This is a genomic window from Bradyrhizobium sp. USDA 4486 (assembly GCF_054057995.1).
The window spans coordinates 8,295,561-8,315,141 of record NZ_JBSRZV010000001.1 but is presented as its reverse complement, the minus strand read 5'-3'; the positions used below and the strand labels follow the sequence as shown (position 1 = coordinate 8,315,141).

General features: G+C 66.0%; 15 protein-coding genes. All 15 read right to left on the bottom strand.

Features of this window, described 5'->3' with window-relative positions; all coding sequences use genetic code 11:
- Window positions 1-590, bottom strand: a 590-nt coding sequence (locus ACVWY3_RS39280) for a UDP-3-O-acyl-N-acetylglucosamine deacetylase (RefSeq protein ID WP_456843245.1), incomplete at its 3' end; no start/stop codon positions are given.
- A gap of 363 nt (window positions 591-953) precedes the next feature.
- A complete protein-coding gene (gene ftsZ, locus ACVWY3_RS39275) occupies window positions 954-2,750 on the bottom strand; it encodes a cell division protein FtsZ (RefSeq protein WP_456843244.1) in 1,797 nt (598 codons plus the stop codon).
- 87 nt (window positions 2,751-2,837) lie between these two features.
- Window positions 2,838-4,160: a cell division protein FtsA gene (gene ftsA / locus ACVWY3_RS39270; protein WP_456843243.1), complete on the bottom strand. Its 1,323-nt coding sequence runs from the start codon at window positions 4,158-4,160 to the stop codon at window positions 2,838-2,840.
- Window positions 4,157-5,182 (bottom strand): cell division protein FtsQ/DivIB, encoded by a 1,026-nt coding sequence (locus ACVWY3_RS39265; RefSeq protein ID WP_456843242.1) that lies wholly within the window; start codon window positions 5,180-5,182, stop codon window positions 4,157-4,159. The genes ftsA and ACVWY3_RS39265 overlap by 4 nt, the downstream gene beginning before the upstream one ends.
- Before the next feature lie 349 nt (window positions 5,183-5,531).
- Complete coding sequence (locus ACVWY3_RS39260; protein ID WP_456843241.1) at window positions 5,532-6,518, bottom strand: D-alanine--D-alanine ligase family protein; 987 nt, start codon at window positions 6,516-6,518, stop codon at window positions 5,532-5,534.
- Window positions 6,519-6,592: 74 nt separating this feature from the next.
- Complete coding sequence (gene murB / locus ACVWY3_RS39255) at window positions 6,593-7,537, bottom strand: UDP-N-acetylmuramate dehydrogenase (RefSeq protein WP_456843240.1); 945 nt, start codon at window positions 7,535-7,537, stop codon at window positions 6,593-6,595.
- Window positions 7,538-7,541: 4 nt separating this feature from the next.
- Window positions 7,542-8,945, bottom strand: coding sequence for a UDP-N-acetylmuramate--L-alanine ligase (murC, locus tag ACVWY3_RS39250; protein WP_456843239.1), 1,404 nt, complete (start codon window positions 8,943-8,945; stop codon window positions 7,542-7,544).
- 150 nt (window positions 8,946-9,095) lie between these two features.
- Entirely contained in the window at window positions 9,096-10,196 is a 1,101-nt protein-coding gene (murG, locus tag ACVWY3_RS39245; protein WP_456843238.1) for an undecaprenyldiphospho-muramoylpentapeptide beta-N-acetylglucosaminyltransferase, read from the bottom strand.
- Between the two features lie 178 nt (window positions 10,197-10,374).
- A complete protein-coding gene (ftsW, locus tag ACVWY3_RS39240; RefSeq protein WP_283084696.1) occupies window positions 10,375-11,526 on the bottom strand; it encodes a putative lipid II flippase FtsW in 1,152 nt (383 codons plus the stop codon).
- A 197-nt stretch (window positions 11,527-11,723) separates the two neighbouring features.
- Window positions 11,724-13,124, bottom strand: coding sequence for a UDP-N-acetylmuramoyl-L-alanine--D-glutamate ligase (gene murD, locus ACVWY3_RS39235; RefSeq protein ID WP_456843237.1), 1,401 nt, complete (start codon window positions 13,122-13,124; stop codon window positions 11,724-11,726).
- Window positions 13,125-13,236: 112 nt separating this feature from the next.
- Window positions 13,237-14,340, bottom strand: coding sequence for a phospho-N-acetylmuramoyl-pentapeptide-transferase (mraY, locus tag ACVWY3_RS39230; protein WP_456843236.1), 1,104 nt, complete (start codon window positions 14,338-14,340; stop codon window positions 13,237-13,239).
- 169 nt (window positions 14,341-14,509) lie between these two features.
- Window positions 14,510-15,889, bottom strand: coding sequence for a UDP-N-acetylmuramoyl-tripeptide--D-alanyl-D-alanine ligase (locus ACVWY3_RS39225; RefSeq protein WP_456843235.1), 1,380 nt, complete (start codon window positions 15,887-15,889; stop codon window positions 14,510-14,512).
- The gene (locus ACVWY3_RS39220) at window positions 15,886-17,340 is read right to left on the bottom strand and encodes a UDP-N-acetylmuramoyl-L-alanyl-D-glutamate--2,6-diaminopimelate ligase (RefSeq protein WP_456843234.1); all 1,455 of its coding nucleotides are present in this window, start codon (window positions 17,338-17,340) and stop codon (window positions 15,886-15,888) included. The genes ACVWY3_RS39225 and ACVWY3_RS39220 overlap by 4 nt, the downstream gene beginning before the upstream one ends.
- A gap of 83 nt (window positions 17,341-17,423) precedes the next feature.
- Complete coding sequence (locus tag ACVWY3_RS39215) at window positions 17,424-19,190, bottom strand: peptidoglycan D,D-transpeptidase FtsI family protein (RefSeq protein WP_456843233.1); 1,767 nt, start codon at window positions 19,188-19,190, stop codon at window positions 17,424-17,426.
- Window positions 19,187-19,579 (bottom strand): cell division protein FtsL, encoded by a 393-nt coding sequence (ftsL, locus tag ACVWY3_RS39210; protein WP_456843232.1) that lies wholly within the window; start codon window positions 19,577-19,579, stop codon window positions 19,187-19,189. The genes ACVWY3_RS39215 and ftsL overlap by 4 nt, the downstream gene beginning before the upstream one ends.
- Window positions 19,580-19,581 lie beyond the last annotated feature (2 nt).

Here is a 19,581-nt window from a genome sequence, read left to right as displayed (position 1 = left end):
ATCTGGCCGAAGGTGCGGGCGCGGCCGACTTCGCGGCGGAAGCGTTCCGGGCTGAGCTCGAAGGAATAGCTCTGCTGGCCGATGACGGGATTGGTGAAATCGATCTCGACTTCGGCACGGAAGCCGTTGGCATAGGGCCGGATCTCGCCGAAGGAGTCGCCGATCTTGACCGAGACCGGCTTCAAAACCTGGATGAAGCGGCGCTGCGCCGGCTGGGTGACGATACCGGCCTGGTCGATCGCGGCGATGAAGGCTGCGGCGCTGCCGTCCATGATCGGCACTTCCGGCCCGTCGATCTCGATGGTGGCGTTGTCGACGCCCATCCCCCGCAGCGCAGCAAGCACATGCTCTGCAGTCGACACCAAAGGACCACTGCGATCGCCGAGGACGGTGGCGAAATCGGTCGCGATCACCTGCTCGGCGGTCGCCTGGACTTCGCGGTCACTTCCCTCAAGGCCGGTGCGGACAAAAATAAAACCTGCGTCGACAGGCGCAGGCCCGAGCGTGAGAGTCACGGGAAGACCGGAGTGAACGCCTACGCCTGCCACGGTGGCTTGCGCACGAAGCGTTGTTTGCCGGCTAAATTTCATCAGGAACCGCCCCACTACGACCCACTGCGACTTATACTAGACCCGCTCGGCCGGCCAGCGCCGACGGTTGCGAATCTCCGTATCCCCAAGTCACGGCAAACCATAGTTGCTGCCTCAAACAGCGCCAACTCACGCTTTTTTACCGATTGTTACCCCAAACCTGCCGTATTCGCGCCAAGGCTTAACCAAATTAGCTTTGGGTTTTGGGCCGTTATCGGCGGCTTTAATGAACCACCGACTACGTAATTAATGATTTAAAATCAGTTGTTTGGCTGCACAATCCAGGCATGCACGGGAGAAAAGGAAAGGTCCCGGCAAGCTTCTCGCCGGGACCTCTTTTCGTCTGCCTGATGGTAACAATCCTCAGGTCGCCTGCCGCCGCAGGAAGGCCGGGATATCAAGATGGTCGTCGCCCTGTGGCGCCGGCGCAACAGGTGCCGGGCGGCCATGCATGTCCAGACCCTGCGGCGCGGGACGGCGCGCATACTCCGATACCGGCTCGCTGGCCGCGATTTGTTGCGCCACGGTCTTCTGCGGGCGGCGGTCGGGCAGCGGCGGCATCCCGGGACCGGCGGTGCGGGCGGCGACCGGCGGCTCGCTCTCCTCGTCGCGACGGCCGAGGCCGACATTGGCGAGGCGCTGGAGCAGCGACAGCCGGCTCTTCTGCGGGGTCTCTTCCTCGACCTCGCCGCGGGCCTGGCGAAGCTCGGCCTGGGCCGGCATCGGCAGTTCCTCGAGACGCGGCATCCGCGGCGCACGGACCGGCGGGCGCTCGGCCTGCGGCGGGATGAAGTTTTCGGGCGTCATCGGCTCCTGCATCGCGATCGGGCCCTGCTCAGGCTCCGGGAACAGGGTCGGCTTCTGCGCGATCGGGCGCACGGTGACGTCGCCATAGGTCTGCGGCGCCGGTGCCTGCGGCACGTCCGAGACCGCGGCGGCGATCGCGGCCAGCGCGGCGCGCTCGACGTTCGCACGCGGCGCGGCGGGGGCGGCAGCAACCGGGACCGCCGCGGTGGCCGGGATCTGCGCTTCCAGCTTCTGGGCCCGTTCGGCCAGGCGCTGGTTATCGGCACGGAGGCGCGCGGTCAGGTCGGCGAGACGGCTCTCGGCAGCCGCGGCCGGAGCCGCGGGAGCCTGCTGCGGCGCCGGATTGGCAACCGGTGCGGAAGTCGCCTGGCTGTTGCGGGCAATCGCCGCCTGCTCGATGCCGGTGGCGACGACCGAGACGCGGATCAGGCCGTCGAGCGCTTCGTCGAAGGTCGCGCCGACGATGATGTTCGCGTCCTGGTCGACTTCCTCGCGGATGCGGGTCGCGGCTTCGTCGACCTCGAAGAGGGTAAGGTCCTTGCCACCGGTGATGGAGATGAGGAGGCCTTTGGCGCCCTTCATCGAGCTATCGTCGATCAGCGGGTTGGCGATCGCGGCCTCCGCGGCGGTCAGCGCACGCTTGTCGCCGGAGGCTTCGCCCGTGCCCATCATCGCCTTGCCCATCTCGCGCATGACGGCGCGAACGTCAGCGAAGTCGAGGTTGATCAGGCCTTCCTTGACCATCAGGTCGGTGATGCAGGCAACGCCCGAATAGAGCACCTGGTCGGCCATCGCGAAGGCGTCGGCAAAGGTGGTCTTCTCGTTGGCGACCCGGAACAGATTCTGGTTCGGGATGATTAGGAGCGTGTCCACGACCTTGTGCAGCTCGGCGATGCCGGCTTCGGCGGTGCGCATGCGGCGGCCGCCTTCGAAGTGGAAGGGCTTGGTCACGACACCGACGGTGAGGATGCCCATGTCGCGCGCGGTCTTGGCGATGACGGGAGCAGCACCCGTCCCGGTGCCGCCGCCCATGCCGGCGGTGACGAACACCATGTTGGCGCCCGAGAGATGGTCGCGCAGCTCGTCGATCACCTCTTCCGCAGCGGCAGCGCCGACGTTCGGCTGCGAACCTGCGCCGAGACCTTGAGTGACGGCGGTGCCCATCTGCACGATGCGCTGCGCCTTCGACATCGTCAGCGCCTGCGCGTCGGTGTTGGCGACCACGAAGTCGACGCCCTGGAGGCCCGCCGTGATCATGTTGTTGACGGCGTTGCCACCGGCGCCACCGACGCCGAACACGGTGATCCGGGGCTTCAGTTCGTGAATATCAGGAACATTGATGCTGATGGTCATGGTTGCCTCTCGATCACGCGCGCGTGGGTTCGCCCCGGCCGGTGGCCGCGGGAGTTGGTGAAAATCGACACTTGCGGAAATGAGTCATCAAAAGCCCTCGCGTAGCCATCGTCCGACCTTTCCGAGATAGCCGCCGGTCCCTGTCTTGACCTGCTGCCGCGTATGCCGCGGTTCGACATGTTCGAGATGAACATATTGCGGGTAGACGAGAAGTCCGGCCGGCACCGCGAACGCGGCGTTCTTCGCCTCGTTGGGCAGCCGGCCGAAACCGAGCGGGCGACCGACCCGCACGGGCCGGCCGAGAATCTGGGTGCCGAGTTCGACGAGGCCGGTGAGCTGGGAAGCGCCGCCCGAGAGCACGACGCGGCCGTTGGGCTCTGAGGCGAAGGGCGAATCCTTCAGCTTGTCCCGAACCATTTCGAAGACTTCCTCGGCACGGTGCTTGACGATGTTGGCGATGGTGGCGCGGGAGACGATCTGCGGCAGATCCTGCTCGTCACCGGCTGTCGGTACAGACATCAGCTCACGCGAGTCCGATCCGCCGGTGATGACGGTCCCGTATAAGGTCTTGATTCGCTCGGCATCGGCAATGGTCGCGGAGAGTCCGCGGGCGAGATCCATCGTGATGTGTTGCCCGCCGACCGCAAAACCGGCCGCATGCACGAACCGGCCGCCGGAATAGACCGCGATGGTGGTGGTGCCTGCACCCATCTCGACCACGGCGGCGCCGAGATCGGCCTCGTCATCGGTCAGCACGGAAAGTCCGGCCACATAGGGGCTCGCCGCCATGGCTTCGACGTTGATGTGGCAGCGCTCCACCGCCAGCATGAGGTTGCGCGCCACCGTGGCGTCGCAGGTGACGACGTTCATGTCGACGCCGAACTGATGCGCGACCATGCCGCGGGGATCGCGGATGCCCTTGACGCCGTCGAGCGTGTAGCCGACCGGCAGCGCGTGCAGCACGGTGCGGCCCTCGCCGGTGGCGTGGCGCATGCCGGTGGAGGTGACGCGGCTGACATCGGCCGGCGTCACGGCGCCGCCGCGGATGTCGGCGGCGGCTTCGACCAGCTGGCCGGCGAGCCGGCCGCCGGCGACCGACAGCAGCACGGAATCGACCCGCACCTTGGCCATTTTCTCGGCGAGACCGACAGCCTGGCGCACCGCCTGCTCGCATTCGGCAAGATCGATCACCGCGCCGGCCTTCATGCCGCGCGACTGGATCTGGCTGTAGCCGATCAGCTCCACCGCATGGGTGCGGCCGCGCAGCGCGTCGCTCGGCGGCGACGGCTTCAGCCGCGCGATCATGCAGGCGATCTTGCTGGTGCCGATGTCGAGGCAGGCGACGAGGCCGCCGCGCTTGTGCGGCATCGGGCGCGTCTTCGGCGTCTGGGTGCGATCAAGACCGGTCATGCGGCGTCCCCGGCCTTTTTCTTCTTCTTGTCCTTGAACTGCTCCTCGCGCGCCTTGGCGGCGTCGTCGGACAGCTGTACCACCAGGCGATCGGGCAGGCGCAGATCGATGGCAACGATGTCGCGGGAGAACAGCCTGTCCTCCTTGTCGAGCCGGGACAGCATCGCCAGCGCATTGCCGACGTCCTGCTCGGGCAGGCGGATGTCGAGACCGTCCTTGAGCCGCAGATTCCAGCGCCGCTCGCCGACATAGATCGCGGCCTTGGTCACCGAATTGATCTGCGGATAGCGCGCCAACAGCGCCAGGAAATCGCGCGCCTGGGTGTCGGCGCCCTTGCCGACCACGAGCGGCAGCGACAGGAAGCGGCGCGAGACATAGGGTTCGAGCACGGCGCCGTCGTCGGCGATCACGGAAAGCCGGCCGGCCTCCTGCCACAGCGCGAAGGCCTGGCGCTCGGTGATGTCGATCATCAGCCGGCCCGGATAGAGCTTCAGCACGGTCGCATCCGCGATCCAGGGATTGGCCTTGAGCTTGTCGCGCACGGCGTCGGCGTCGAGGAACAGCAGCGAGGAACGGCCGCTGACGCCGCCGATCGCGAGGATCTCGTCCTGGGTGAGCTGCTTGCGGCCGTTGATCGCGACCGAGGTGATGCGGAAGCCGGCGGAATTGGCCAGCGCGTTGCGGGCATCGCTGACCGCGGTGATGAAATCCTGGAGATGGCCGCCCTTGACGATGCCGAAGCCGCAGCTGCCGAGCAGCAGCAGCGCAGTCATGGTGATCCCGACCCGGCGCGGCAGATAGCGCTCGACCAGCGCGACCACGCGCGGCGGAGGCTCGCGCTCGACGAGCTGCTTGGCCTTCTTGGTCCTGATCTTGTCCTGGGCGGCAGCGCGCGCCTCGGCTCGCTTGTCCTGCACCCACTCGCGCAGAAGCACGACCGCTCCGATAGCGGCCGCCTTCAGGTCAGCTTGGGGCCTCTGCGATCTGAAAAGCGACCGAGTGAGGCTTCCTGCACCATCCATTGCACGAACTCGTCAACAGTTAGCCCGCAACATCGCGCGGGTCCTGGCGAACATGACGTCTCGGACTTGCCGGGCCGGGTGCTGGTCTTCAGCAGAAGAAACCTCTCCCGTTCAAAGCGTTCGCTGGAGGTGACATCACCCAGGACAGCTCACGCGCCGGCAGCCAAAACGCCATATGCGCCGCCAGCGTTAACCTTCGGCTGTCCTGGTAAACAAAAGGTAAAATTCGTTAACGCGGGATGCTTTTTGCCCCACGATGTGAGGCATTTGTGCCGCGATCTCCGGCATTTTACCGGATTTGGCCCCCAAACCGGCCCATTTCGGCTGTTTGGCCGTTAACCAGTCCTAATTATTTTCGCACACCCCGCCCGGCGAGCTCGACCAGGCCGCGCAGGAAGTCGACGAACGCGATGCCTTCGGCTTTCAGCGCCTTGGGGTAGAGCGAAGACTTGGTCAGCCCGGGCAGCGTGTTGGTCTCGAGATAGACGAGGCCCTTCTCCGAGACGATGAAGTCCGAGCGGGAATAGCCGGTGCAGGACATCGCCCGGTGCGCCAGCATCGCCTGCTCCTTCAGCGCGGCAGTGATCTCGGGCGCGAACCGGCCGGGACAGATCTCCTGGGTCGACTTCAAAAGATATTTTGCCGCGTAGTCGAAATTGCCCTCGCCCGGAATGATCTCGATCGGCGGCAGCGAGACGATCGAGCCGTCGGTGCGCTCCAGCACGCCGCAAGTGGCCTCGACGCCGGCGATGTAGGGCTCGATCACATATTCTTCATGCTTGGCCGCGTTGCGGACGGCGATGAGATCCTGCTTGGCGTTGACGAAGATCAGGCCGTAGCTCGAGCCGTCGCGCGCGGGCTTTGCGATCAGCCGGCCATATTCGGCGAAGGCTTCGTCAATGGCCTCGAGCGCAATGTTGGCCGGCGGCGTCACGCCGCCGAGCGCGGCAAAACGCTTGGCCGCGATCTTGTCGAAGGCGAGATGCGAGGAGGCCGAGCCCGATCCGGTGAACGGCACGCCGCGCGCCTCGCACATCACCTGCAATTCGCCGTTCTCCGCGCTCCCGCCATGCAGGCCGAGCACCAGCACGCGGCCTTCGGCCTTGGCCTGGTCGAGCGCCTGCGCCAGCGGAATGCCTGTCGTGCCGGGCTTGAATTCGTCCTCGAACGGGCGGGCATGTTCGAGCAGCTGTTTCGACTGCACCACATGCACCTTGTCCTCGACGTCCCACCACCAGAGATCGGCCTCGGGCAGCGCCTGATGCAGCGCCTGAGCCGAGGCGACCGAAACCAGACGCTCGCGGTTGGAGCCGCCGAAGAGGATGGTGATGCGCATGTGTCCTCGCATTTCGTCATTCCGGGATGGTGCGCAAGCACCAGACCCGGAATCTCGAGATTCCGGGTTCGATGCTAACGCATCGCCCCGGAATGACTGTTAATAGGAACCCCGATCCGCTTGATTTCCCAGTGTAGCTCTATTCCGGAATTCGCCTTCACGCGTTCGCGCACGGTCTCGCCCAACGTCTCGATGTCATGCGCCGTGGCATCGCCGGTGTTGATCAGGAAATTGCAGTGCATCTCCGAGACCTGCGCGCCGCCGACGCGCAAGCCCCGGCAGCCGGCGGCGTCCACCAGCTTCCAGGCGGAATGGCCGGGCGGGTTCTTGAAGGTCGATCCACCAGTCTTCTCGCGGATCGGCTGCGCGGTCTCGCGGTGGGTCTGCACCTCCGCCATCCGCGCGCGGATCGCCTCGGCATCCCTGATCTCGCCGCGGAAGCGCGCGGAGGTGAAGATGATGGAGGGATCGACGCCGCTATTGCGATAGACGAACTTCATGTCGGCGTTGGAGAAGAGATGCCGGGTGCCGTCGCGCGCCACGCCGCACGCCTCGATCAGCACGTCCTTGGTTTCGCCGCCATTGGCCCCCGCGTTCATGCGCAGCGCGCCGCCGATCGTGCCGGGAATGCCGAAATAGAATTCGAGCCCGCCGATATTGGCACTTGCCGCGACTTCCGCCACACGCTTGTCGAGCGCGGCAGCGCCGGCGGTGACGATGTCGCCGTCCGCGGCCGCATCGCCAAAGGCGCGCGGCGCAAGGCGGATCACCACGCCGGCAATGCCGCCGTCGCGCACGATCAGGTTCGAGCCGACGCCGACGACATAGACGGGGATGTCGGATGCGAGATGCGCGAGGAAATAAGCGAGATCGTCCTCGTCCGCCGGCGTGAACAGCACCTGCGCCGGACCGCCGACGCGAAACCAGGTGAGCTCGGCGAGCGACTGGTTGGCGAGCAGCCGACCGCGAAGGTTAGGCATCGCGGCTTTGAGTGTGGGGGTGATGTCGGGGAAGCTCACCGCCCTACCCCAGCGCCTTCAACTGATCCGGCAATGCATACGCCCATTGCGTGATGTTGCCCGCGCCAAGGCACACGACGAGATCGCCGGACTTCGCCAATCCCTTGACGATACCCGCGAGCTCCGTCGCCGCCGGCAGCGGCAGCACCTCGCGATGTCCATGCGCGCGCAGGCCCGAGACGAAATGATCGCGGTCGACGCCGTCGATCGGCGCTTCGCCCGCGGCATAGACGTCGGCGACGACCACCGCGTCGGCGTCATTGAAGCAGGTGCAGAATTCCTCGAACAGCGATTGCAGACGGGTATAGCGATGCGGCTGCACCACGGCGATGATCTTGCCGTTGGTGGATTCCCGCGCTGCCTTCAGCACAGCCGCGATCTCCACGGGGTGATGACCGTAATCGTCGATCACGGTGACGCCGTTCCAATCACCGGTTTTGGTGAAGCGGCGCTTGACGCCGCCGAAGCCGGCGATCGCTTTCCGGATCGCGTCATCGGAGACACCGAGCTCGCGCGCGACCGCGATCGCAGCCGTTGCGTTCGAGGCATTGTGACGGCCCGGCATCGGCAGCATCAAATCTGGGATCTCATGCACCGCACCCGTTTTGCGATCGCGAAACGCGACCTTGAATTTTGATCCGCCACCCATCGGTGTGAGGTCGAACAGCCGCGCGTCCGCCTGCGGATTCTCGCCGTAGGTGATGATGCGTCGATCCTCGATCTTGCCGACGAGGCTCTGCACCACGGGATGATCGATGCACATCACGGCAAAGCCGTAGAATGGCAGGTTCTCGACGAAGTTTCGGAACGCGTCCTGCACGGCGTCGAAGGTCTTGAAGTGGTCGAGATGCTCGGGGTCGACGTTGGTGACGATCGCCACGTCTGTCGGCAGCTTCAAGAACGTGCCGTCGCTCTCGTCGGCTTCCACCACCATCCAGTCGCCGGCGCCGAGACGCGCGTTGGATCCATAGGCGTTGATGATGCCGCCGTTGATTACGGTCGGATCGAGCCCGCCGGCGTCGAGCAGGGTTGCGACCATCGTGGTCGTCGTGGTCTTGCCGTGGGTGCCGGCAATCGCGACGCAGCTCTTGAGCCGCATCAGCTCGGCCAGCATCTCGGCACGGCGCACCACGGGAATGCGGCGCTCGCGCGCCGCGATCAGTTCCGGATTGTCGCGCTTGATCGCGGTGGAGACCACGACGACCTCGGCGCCGTCGACATTCTCGGCCTTGTGGCCGACCGAAACCTTCGCGCCCTTCTTGCGCAGACGGTCGAGATTGTAATTGTCGGCGGCATCAGAGCCCTGCACAGTGTAGCCGAGATTGACCAGCACCTCGGCGATGCCGCTCATGCCGATCCCGCCGATCCCGACGAAGTGGATGGGTCCGATCTCGCGCGGCAGTCTCATGTGGTTTCCTTGGGGTCATCGTCCGCGAAGGCGGACGATCCAGTATTCCGCGACGCCTGAGATTCAAATCAGCTGCGTCATGTACTGGATGCCCCGCTTTCGCGGGGCATGACAAGGGGCTTTTTTGGCCATTCCGGGGCGGAACAGGCGTCAGATTCCAGCGACTTTGACCACCAGATCGGCCAACCGCTGGGCCGCATCGAGCCGGCCGGCCCCTTTCGCCGCGGCAGCCATGGCGGCAAGTCGCGCGGGCTCGGCGGCGAAGGCGGAAATCTCGGACGCAAGACGATCCGAGGTGAACTCGGTCTGGGGGATGCGGATCGCGCCGTCGACCTTGGCCAGCACGCCGGCATTGGCAAACTGGTCCTGGTCGATCGAGCCCGGCAGCGGCACCAGGATCGAGGGCCGGCCGATCGCGGCGAGCTCAGCGACCGTGCCGGCGCCGGAGCGCGACACCACCAGATGGTTGGACGCAAGCCGCGCCGGCAGATCGGTGAAGAACGGTGCGAGCTCCGCCTTGATCTTGAGCTTGCCGTAGACCGCACGCACGCGCGTCATGTCCTCGTCGCGGACCTGCTGGGTCAGGATCAGCCGGCTCCACAACGACGACTCCAGCCGCTCGATCGCGCCCGGCACGATGTCGGCCATGATGCGCGCACCCTGGCTGCCGCCGACGACGAGCAGCCGCAGCGGGCCGTTCACCTCGGGCGCGACATACGGCACGGCGGCTGCGGCGAGGATCGCCGGGCGCATCGGCGTGCCGACGGTCGTGGTCTTGCCCGCCAGTGCCGGATCGCGATCGAGCACGCCGGGCAACGACGTCGCGATGGCGCGGACGCGGCTCGACAGAAACCGGTTGGCGCGGCCGAGCACGGCATTGGCGTCGTGGATGATGGCGGGCACGCCTGCAAGCTTCGCCGCGACCAGCGGCGGCAGTGTCGGATAGCCGCCGAAACCGACGATGGCGACCGGCTTCAACCGCTTGATCAGGCGATACGCAGACAGCGTGCCGGTAGCGAGGGTGAGGCCGGCATAAGCTAGCTGAAACGGATTGCGGCCGCGCGCAGTCTCGCTGGCGACGACATCGATCATGTCCTTGCTGAACAGCCCGCTATAACGCAGCGCGCGCTCGTCGGTGACGAGACGGACGCGAAAGCCGCGCCGGATCAACTCGACGCCGAGCGCCTCGGCCGGAAACAGATGGCCGCCGGTGCCACCCGCGGCGAGAAGAATCAGGGGGGAAGTGTCCATGGTGGAGGCGTTTTACAGCGAGTTTTTCGTCATTGCGAGCGCCGCAAGAAAGTGTCCGTGCCCCGGGCGCAGCGCAGCACGCTGCCCTTGGCAGCGTGCTGCGCTGCTGAACCGGGGCCCATTGGTTGCGGCGTTCTGGGTCCCGGATCGGCGCTTTGCTTGTCCGGGACACGAGAGTTCACGCGTAGCTGCGCATCGCCTCGGCGCGGCCGCTGGCCTCGACCTCGGTGCGCGGGCGCAGCCGCGTCAGCGCGAGCATCATGCCGACGCCGTAGGCGAGCGACACGATCGAGGAACCGCCATACGAGATGAACGGCAGCGTCATGCCCTTGGCGGGGATGAGCTGGAGGTTCACCGACATGTTGATCGCCGCCTGCACGCCGAACAGGATCGCAAGACCCGAGGCAGCGAAGCGCGAGAACATGTCCTCATTGGCATAAGCGCGCGACAGCGTACGGATCACGACGAAGGCGAACAGCGCCAGCATCGCAAGGCACAGGATGATGCCGAACTCTTCGGCGGCGACCGCGAACACGAAATCGGTGTGACTGTCCGGCAGGCTGCGCTTTGCGATGCCCTCGCCCGGCCCGAGGCCGAACCAGCCGCCATTGTAGAAGGCTTCCATGGCGGTATCGACCTGGAAGGTATCGCCGGAGGCCGGATTCATGAAGCGCTTGATGCGTCCTGCCACGTGAGGAACAAAGAGATAGGCGCTGAACAGGCCGGCGGCGGCGGCGCCCGCAAGGCCGAACACCCAGATCATGCGCATGCCTGCGATGAAGAACAGCGAGCCCCACACCATCAAGATCAGCATGGTCTGGCCGAAATCCGGCTCCATGACCAAGAGCGAGACCAGCATCAACAGCAGCACCAACGCCATCGATGTCGCCGGCATCTCCGGCCGCTTGGTGGATTCCGCGAACAGCCAGGCGGCGATGACGACGAAGGACGGCTTGGCGATCTCGGAGGCCTGGATGTTGACGCCGAGCAGCGTGATCCAGCGTCGCGAGCCCTTCACCTCGGGGCCGATCGCGAGCGTCACCACGATCAGGATGATGCTGACGGTGAAGATGATCAGCGCGCTCCGCCGGATCGACCGTGGCGACAGGAAGGAGACCCCGAGCAGCACCAGGCAGGACGGGAGCAGGAACATCACGTGGCGGCTGAAGAAATGGAACGGATCGAGCCCGATGCGGGTCGCAACCGGCGGACTCGCCGCCAGCGACAGGATCACGCCGGTGAGCATCAAGGCCAGGATCGCGCCCATCAGCGGCTTGTCGACGGTCCACCACCACTCGGAAAAGGGGGTGCGTTCTTCACGGGAGAGCATGGGCGGCCGCTTTCGGACAGAGGTCCGCCCATTGGTCGCCGAGGTTGGTTACCGAGGGGTTAAGGAAACGTTCAAGTTTTGAAGAGTCTCGTGCCCCGGGCGCACCGCAGCACGCAGTGATGCGCTGCAGAGCCGGGGGCTCATCGTGGCTCCTAGGTCCCGGCTCGCGCTACGCGCGGCCGGGACACGAGAGGCCCTCACACCACGGGCTTCACTCCCGGCAGCGCCTGCACCAGCTCGCGGAACTTGGTGCCGCGGATCTCGAAGTTGCGATACTGGTCGAACGACGCGCAGGCGGGCGACAGCAGCACGACAGCGTCGGCGAGCCCTGACGCCTCCGCATCGCGCGCGGCGTGCTCGACGGCGACGTCCAGCGTCCGGCTGATTTCGTGCGCGACCTCGCTGCCCAGCGTCCCCGAAAACTCCTGCGCGGCCTCCCCGATCAGATAGGCTTTTCGGATGCGCGGGAAGAAGCCGGTGAGGCCAGTGATGCCGCCGGCCTTCGGCTTGCCGCCGGCGATCCAGAAGATGTCGGAGAAGGACGACAGCGCATGCGCTGTGGCGTCCGCGTTGGTGCCCTTGGAATCGTTGACGAACAGCACGTTGCTGCGGCGGCCGACCTGCTCCATGCGATGCGCAAGGCCGGGAAAGCTGCGCAGGCCGTTCTGCAGCACATCGAGGCTGATGCCCATCGCGAGCGCGGCAGCGGCCGCGCAAGCAGCGTTCTGCGCATTGTGCTGGCCGCGCAGCGAACCGATGCCGCCCAGCTTTGCGATCTCGTTGCGCGCGCCGCCGGCGGTGCGCACGATGGTGCCGTGCTCGACATGGATGCCGGAGGCGAGCGGATTCCTGACGGAAATGCGCACCACGTTCTTGCCGGCGCGGTCGAGCCGGTCGGCGATGTCACGGCAATAGCCGTCGTCGACGCCGACGATCGACGTGCCGCCGGCCTGCACGCCGGCGACGAGGCGCTCCTTCACTGCTGCGTAGTGCTCGATGGTGCCGTGACGGTCGATATGATCCTCGCTGACATTGAGCAGAATGCCGACCGAGGGATCGAGCGAGGGCGTGAGGTCGATCTGGTAGGACGACATCTCGATGACGTGGACGCGGCCCATGCGCGGCGGTTCCAGCGACAGGATCGCAGTGCCGATGTTGCCGCCCATCTGGGTATCGTAGCCCGCGACCTTGGTCAGATGCGCGATCAGCGCCGTCGTGGTCGACTTGCCGTTGGTGCCGGTGATGGCGACGAACGGCGCGTCCGGCGCGTGGCGGCGGCGCTCGCGGCAGAACAGCTCGATATCCCCGATCACCTCGACGCCCGCTTCGCGCGCTCTCAGCACGCTCCAGTGCGGCACGGGATGGGTCAGCGGCACGCCGGGCGCGAGCACGAGGGCGGCGAAATTGGCCCAGGAGACGTTGCGCAAGTCAGCGGTGATGAAACCGGCCTGCGCCGCCTTGGCGACGTTCTCGGTGTTGTCGTCGGCGCCGATCACCTCGGCGCCACCCGCCTTCAGCGCGTGGCAGGAGGCGAGTCCCGAGCCGCCGAGCCCGAACACGGCGACCGTCTTGCCGGCGAAGGATGTGATGGGGATCATGATGATTTCGTCTCCGTCGTTCCGGGGCTCCCGAATCGAGAACCCGGAACCTCGAGATTCCGGATCGCCGCTTCGCGTCGTCCGGAATGACGATCCTGGGCAGACGCCATCATCAGCGCAGCTTCAGCGTCGATAGACCGGCGAGCGCCAGCATCACCGAGATGATCCAGAACCGGATCACGATTTGCGGTTCGGTCCAGCCGAGCTGCTCGAAATGGTGGTGGATCGGCGCCATCCGGAAGATGCGCTTTCCGGTGAACTTGAACGACACCACCTGCACGATGACGGAGACCGCCTCCAGCACGAACAGGCCGCCGATCACCGCGAGCACGATCTCGTGCTTCACCGCGACAGCGATCGCGCCGAGCATGCCGCCGAGCGCGAGCGAGCCGGTGTCGCCCATGAAGATCGAAGCGGGTGGGGCATTGAACCAGAGGAAGCCGAGACCGGCGCCGAGCAGCGCGCCGCAGAGCACCGCAAGCTCGCCGGTGCCCGCGACATATTTGATCTGGAGATAGTCTGCGAACACCGCGTTGCCGGCGAGATAAGCGATCATCGCAAAGCTCGCGGTCGCGATCATCACGGGGACGATGGCGAGGCCGTCGAGGCCGTCGGTGAGGTTCACCGCATTGCCGGCGCCGACGATGACGAAGGCGCCGAACACGATGAAGAACCAGCCGAAATGCAGCACCGTGTCCTTGAGGAACGGAATGGTCAGCGCGGTCGACGCGGGATCGCGGTTCAGGCGCACCAAGGCGTAGCAGGCAACCAGCGCGATCGCCGCCTCGATCAGCAGGCGCAGCTTGCCGCCGAAACCGGTCGTGGTCTGCTTGGTCACCTTGAGGTAGTCGTCATAGAAGCCGACGAAGCCGAAGCCGAGCGTCACCGCCAGCACGATCCAGACATAGGGGTTGAGCGGATTGGCCCACAGCACGGTGCCGACCGTGAGGCCGGACAGGATCATCAGCCCGCCCATGGTGGGCGTACCCTTCTTGCTGAGATGCGATTGCGGGCCATCGGTGCGTATCGGCTGGCCCTTGCCCTGGCGGATGCGCAGATGGTCGATGATCCAGGGCCCGAACAGGAACACGAACAGCGCGCCGGTGACGATGGCGCCGCCGGTGCGGAAGGTGATGTAGCGGAAGACGTTCAGGACGGTGCGCACCGCACTGAAGCTCGGAAATGTGTTGGATAGCTCGATCAGCCAGTAAAACATTCAGACGGTCCTATGGGCCTTGCGCACGCGGTCTTGACCTTGTTCTCGGCCCTTCACCTCGACCTCACCGTGTCTCACGCGCATTCGCTGGTCTTCATCACGGTCGGGCGACCCTGGTAAAACGATCCGCGCCGCAAGGAGGGATTCGGAACAGCGCCTTCCAAGCAGTTTACGCCTTTGCCTGCAAGGCGGCCACCAGGCCCGGCACAAACTTGTTGACCCAGAACATCTTCTTGCTGCCCTTGACAACCACGATGTCGCCTGCCTTCAGCAGGTTCGCGACCTCGCCCGGTTGCAGCGTGGCGGGATCGTCGTGCCAGCCGAGGGCCTTTCCTGCCGGCAACAGCTCGAAGAGGTGGCGCATCAAGGGGCCGACACAATAGACGCCGTCGATGCCGTCGAGATGCTCGGCGAGGCCGGTGTGATAGCGAGGTGCGTCATCGCCGAGCTCGAGCATGTCGCCGAGTACCGCGATGCGGCGGCCGCCGGTCATGCTGCGCGCCTCCAGGCTTTGCAGCGCAGCGGCGACGCTGGCCGGATTGCCGTTGAAACTGTCGTCGATCACGGTGACGCCGCCGACCATTTGCTCGACGCCGCGGCCGGTCATGATGCCGACCCGGTCGAGCTTGATCGCAAGCGTCGCCGCATCGAGATTCGCGGCGCGGATCGCGGCGAGCGCGGCGAGCGCATTGTGCACGCGGTGCGGCGCGCCCGGCGTCAGGCTGAAGGCGATCTCCTTCCTGCCGATCATGGCGACGATCTGCCAGCTCTCGCCATGGGGCGCGTGCGCGACCTCGTGCACTTCGGCATGCTCGCCGAAGCGCACCACCTTGCCTTTCCATTCGGGCGCCTTGAGCCCGGCGGGCAGCACCAGCACGCCGTCCTCGGGCAGGCCGAGCGCAATCGAAACCTTCTCGCGGCGGATGGCCTCGAGCGAGCCGAGCTTTTCCAGATGCACCGGCTGGACATTGACGACGAGCGCGACCGTCGGCCGCGTCAATTCGCTGAGCCGCGCGATCTCGCCGGTCTGGTTCATGCCCATCTCGACGACCCAGAGGCTGGCATCGGGCCGTGCATTGCACAGCGTCAGCGGCACGCCCCAGAAATTGTTGAAGCTCGCCGGGCTCGCATAGGCATTGGGATAAGCCGCCAAAAATTCCTTGGTGCTGGTCTTGCCCGCGCTGCCGGTAAGCCCGATCACGGGCCCGCTAAAGCGCGCGCGGGCGGCGCGCGCGAGGCCCCAGAGGCCGTCGATCAGCGTGTCCTTCACGACGATCTGCGGAATGCGGATGCCCGCGATCTCGTGCGGCACGATCATCGCGGCCGCGCCGGCGGCTTCCGCCTTGTCGGCAAACTCCCAGCCGTCGCGCGCGCTGGCGAAGGCCGAGACGAAGCCGCCGCTCGGCGTGCCGCTCAGCGCGACGAACAGGCTGCCTGGTTTCACCAGGCGGCTGTCCTGGGTGACGAAGTCGATCGGGGTGTCCGGGAACGATCCGGCAGCGCCCAGTGCGCGCGCGACCTCGGCCACAGTCCAGATTGGCGCGCTCATGCTGTCCTCGACGTCAATGCGGCGGCGACCGCCTCGTGATCACTGAAGGGCAGAACCTGGCCGCCGACGATCTGTCCCGTCTCGTGGCCCTTGCCGGCGATCAGCAGCGCATCGCCCTCCTGCAGCTCCTCGATCGCAGCGCGGATTGCAGCTTCGCGGTCGCCGATTTCCCGGGCGCCCTTGGCGGCGGCGAGGATCTCGGCGCGAATGGCTTCCGGCTTCTCGCTGCGCGGATTGTCGTCGGTGATGATGACGCCGTCGGCGTTCTCGGCCGCGATCTCGCCCATGATCGGCCGCTTGCCGGCATCGCGATCGCCGCCGGCGCCGAACACCACGATCAACTTGCGTTTCGCATAGGGACGCAGCGCCTGCAACGCCTTCGCCAGCGCGTCGGGCTTGTGCGCATAGTCGACGAAGATCGGCGCGCCGTTGCGCTCGCCGACGCGCTCGAGCCTGCCCTTGGCCCCTTCGAGATGCTCGAGGCTCGCGAACACGCCTGCCGCGTCACTGCGGGTGCCGATGGCGAGGCCGGCCGACACCAGCGCGTTCTCGATCTGGAATTCGCCGACCAGCGGCAGGCGAACCGCGTAGCGCTTTCCGCGATGCTCGATCGCGAGCACTTGCGAAAATCCTTCGACCTTGGCGTCGACGAGACGAACACCTTCACCACCGTCCCCGTTGCGACCGACCGCCATCACGCTCAGCCCGCGCGACTTCGCAGTATCGATCGCTTCGGCCGAGCAATCGTGATCGGCCGAGATCACCGCCGCGCCACCCGGCTGCACCAGCTCGCGGAACAGGCGGAGCTTTGCGGTGAGATAATGCGCGACGCTCGGATGGTAATCCATGTGGTCGCGCGAGAGATTGGTGAAACCGCCGGCGGCGATGCGCACGCCGTCGAGGCGATACTGATCGAGCCCGTGCGAGGAGGCTTCGAAGGCGAGATGCGTGACGCCCTCGCGCGCGATCTCGTCCAACTGCCGGTGCAGCGCGATCGGATCGGGCGTCGTCAACGAGCCGTAGACGGTGCGTTTCGGCGAGACGAGGCCGATGGTTCCGATGCTGGCGGAGGCATGCCCCAGCCGCTCCCAGATCTGGCGCGTGAAAGCGGCAACCGAAGTCTTGCCGCTGGTGCCGGTCACCGCCGCAATCGTCGCAGGCTGTGCGGGGAAGAAGCTTGCCGCCGCTAGCGCCAGCGCGCGGCGCGGATTAGGGACAGTGACGAACGGCACCTTGATGCCATCAGGCGCATGATCGCCGACAACCGCCGCCGCGCCGGCAGCAATCGCCGCGTCAATGAAGCGCGCGCCGTCCGTCTTGCTGCCCGCGAGCGCAAAGAAGACATCGCCGGGCCTGACCACGCGGCTGTCGAGCGCAACGCCGGTCACATCCAGCGCCGCGACGGCGGGCTCGATCGCGGCGTCATTGCCTAGAAGTTCACGCAGCTTCATGGTCGTCCAGTCGACATGCCGCGCCGGAGAGCCGAATCGTCAGGAAAAGCCGAATCAGCACCGGCGATGGCCACCCCAGTTGATTACTGGGTTGTCCTGGATGCTGCAAGAATAAGGCGGTCGGACGGCGGCAGCTCGAACCGCGGTTCGACGCCCAGAAGCGGGGCGATCCGCTCGATCACCTTGCCGCCGGTCGGCACCGCGTTCCAGCCCGAAGTGATGAAACCCTTCGTTTCAGGGATCGCCTGCGGCTCATCCAGCATGATCAGGATCTGATATTTCGGATCGTCGCAGGGCATGATCGCGGTGAACGAGTTCAGCACCCGTTTCTTGGCATAGCGGCCGTTGATGACCTTCTCCGACGTGCCGGTCTTGCCGCCGACATAGTAGCCCTTGACGTCGGCGGTCTTGGCGGTGCCGATTTCGGCATTGAGCCGCATCAGGAACCGCATCTTGTCGCTGGTCTCCGGCTTGATGACGCGCTTGGCCATCGCCGCCGCTTCTTCTTCGCTGCGCTTCATGAAGGTCGGCGGAATGAGGTAACCGCCGTTCACCAGCGCGTTGATGCCCATCACCGCCTGCAGCGGGGCCACCGAGATGCCCTGGCCGAACGCGATGGTCACCGTGTTCAATTCACCCCAGCGCCGCGGCACCAACGGCGCCGCGCTCTCCGGCAGCTCGGTGCGCAGCCGCGTCAGCTGGCCCATCTTGGCGAGGAACGCCTTGTGCGCCTCGACGCCCTGGCCGAGCGCGATCCGCGCCGCACCGATGTTGGAGGAGTAGGTGAACACTTCCTTGGTGTTGATGAAACGGCCGAGCGGATGGCTGTCGTGGATGGTGAACTTGCCGTAGTGCAGGTTGCCGCGCGCGTCCCACGACGAGTTCAGATTGATCTTTCCGGAATCGAGCGCCATCGCCAGCGTGAACGCCTTGAAGGTCGAGCCCATCTCGTAGACGCCCGTGGTCAGGCGGTTGATGCGGTCGGGGTCGTGCGCTTCCTTCGGATTGTTGGGATCGAAATCCGGCAGCGAGACCATCGCCACGAGCTCGCCTGTCTTGACGTTGGAGACGATGCCCGACGCCGCCTTGGCGTGGAACTTCTCCTTCGCCTTCAGCAGCTCGTCGCGCAGCGCGTGCTCGACGCGCAGATCGATCGAGAGCTCGATCGGCTTCTGCAGCCGGTCGGTGGCGAAGCCGGCGCGGTGCAGGTCGGCGAGGCCCTGATTGTCGAGCCACTTCTCCATGCCGGCGATGCCCTGGTTGTCGATGTTGACGAGACCGATGAGGTGGGCGACCTCGTTGCCTGTCGGATAGACGCGCTTGTTCTCGCGCAGGAAACCGATGCCGGGAATGCCGAGCTTGTGGATGTCCTGCTGCTGCTTCGCCGTGATCTCGCGCTTGAGCCAGACGAAGCCCTTTCGTCCCGACAGGCGCTCGCGCACCTCGGCCTCATCGAGGTCGGGAACTGTCGCGGTCAGAAGCTCGATCGCCTCGTCCTTGTCGATGATGCGGCGCGGTTCGCCGAACAGGCTCGACGCCTTGACGTCGGTCGCGAGGATCGCGCCGTTGCGGTCGACGATGTCGGGGCGCGCGGTCGCGACCACCTCCTGCGCCGCGGCACGGCGCGCGCCATGGGCGTCGGCGCCGATCGCGAACATCACGAGCCGACCGCCGATCAGGAGATAGACCGAGGCAAAAGCAAGCATCGCGAGGCCAACGCGCGCACGCGCCTTCGCGGCGCGGTCGACGTTGCGCCCGTAGAGCAGGCTGCGGATCAGCCGCTGCCGCCAAGGCTCCTTGGGTCGCGCGGTCGGCTTTTGCATTGGTTTTGCAGACGTCGTCGGGCTCATTGCTTGTCCTCGGGGCGGGGCACGGAGCCAGTCACGGCATCAGGATCGCTCGCGGCTTCGATGGTGTTGAGCATGGCCCCGATCGGATCGGGTTCGCCCGGCCTGAACATCCGCGGCGGACGCTCCGGCAGGTTCTTCAGGGAGTCGTATTGCGTGCCGTTGACGGGCTTGAGCGGCAGATGGCGCTCGGCGAGGCCCTGCAGGCGCAACGGCGCATCGAGCTTGGCCCATTCGGAGCGGAGCGCTGCAATCGCGTCGCGCTGCTCGCGGATCTCCGCATGCAGGCGCAGCACCCTCTCGGTGCGCGCCGTGGAGTCCATCTTGATCCGGTAGACATAGGCCGCCGCGAAGATCAGCGCGCCGATGACGAGGAGGTGGATGATGCGCATGC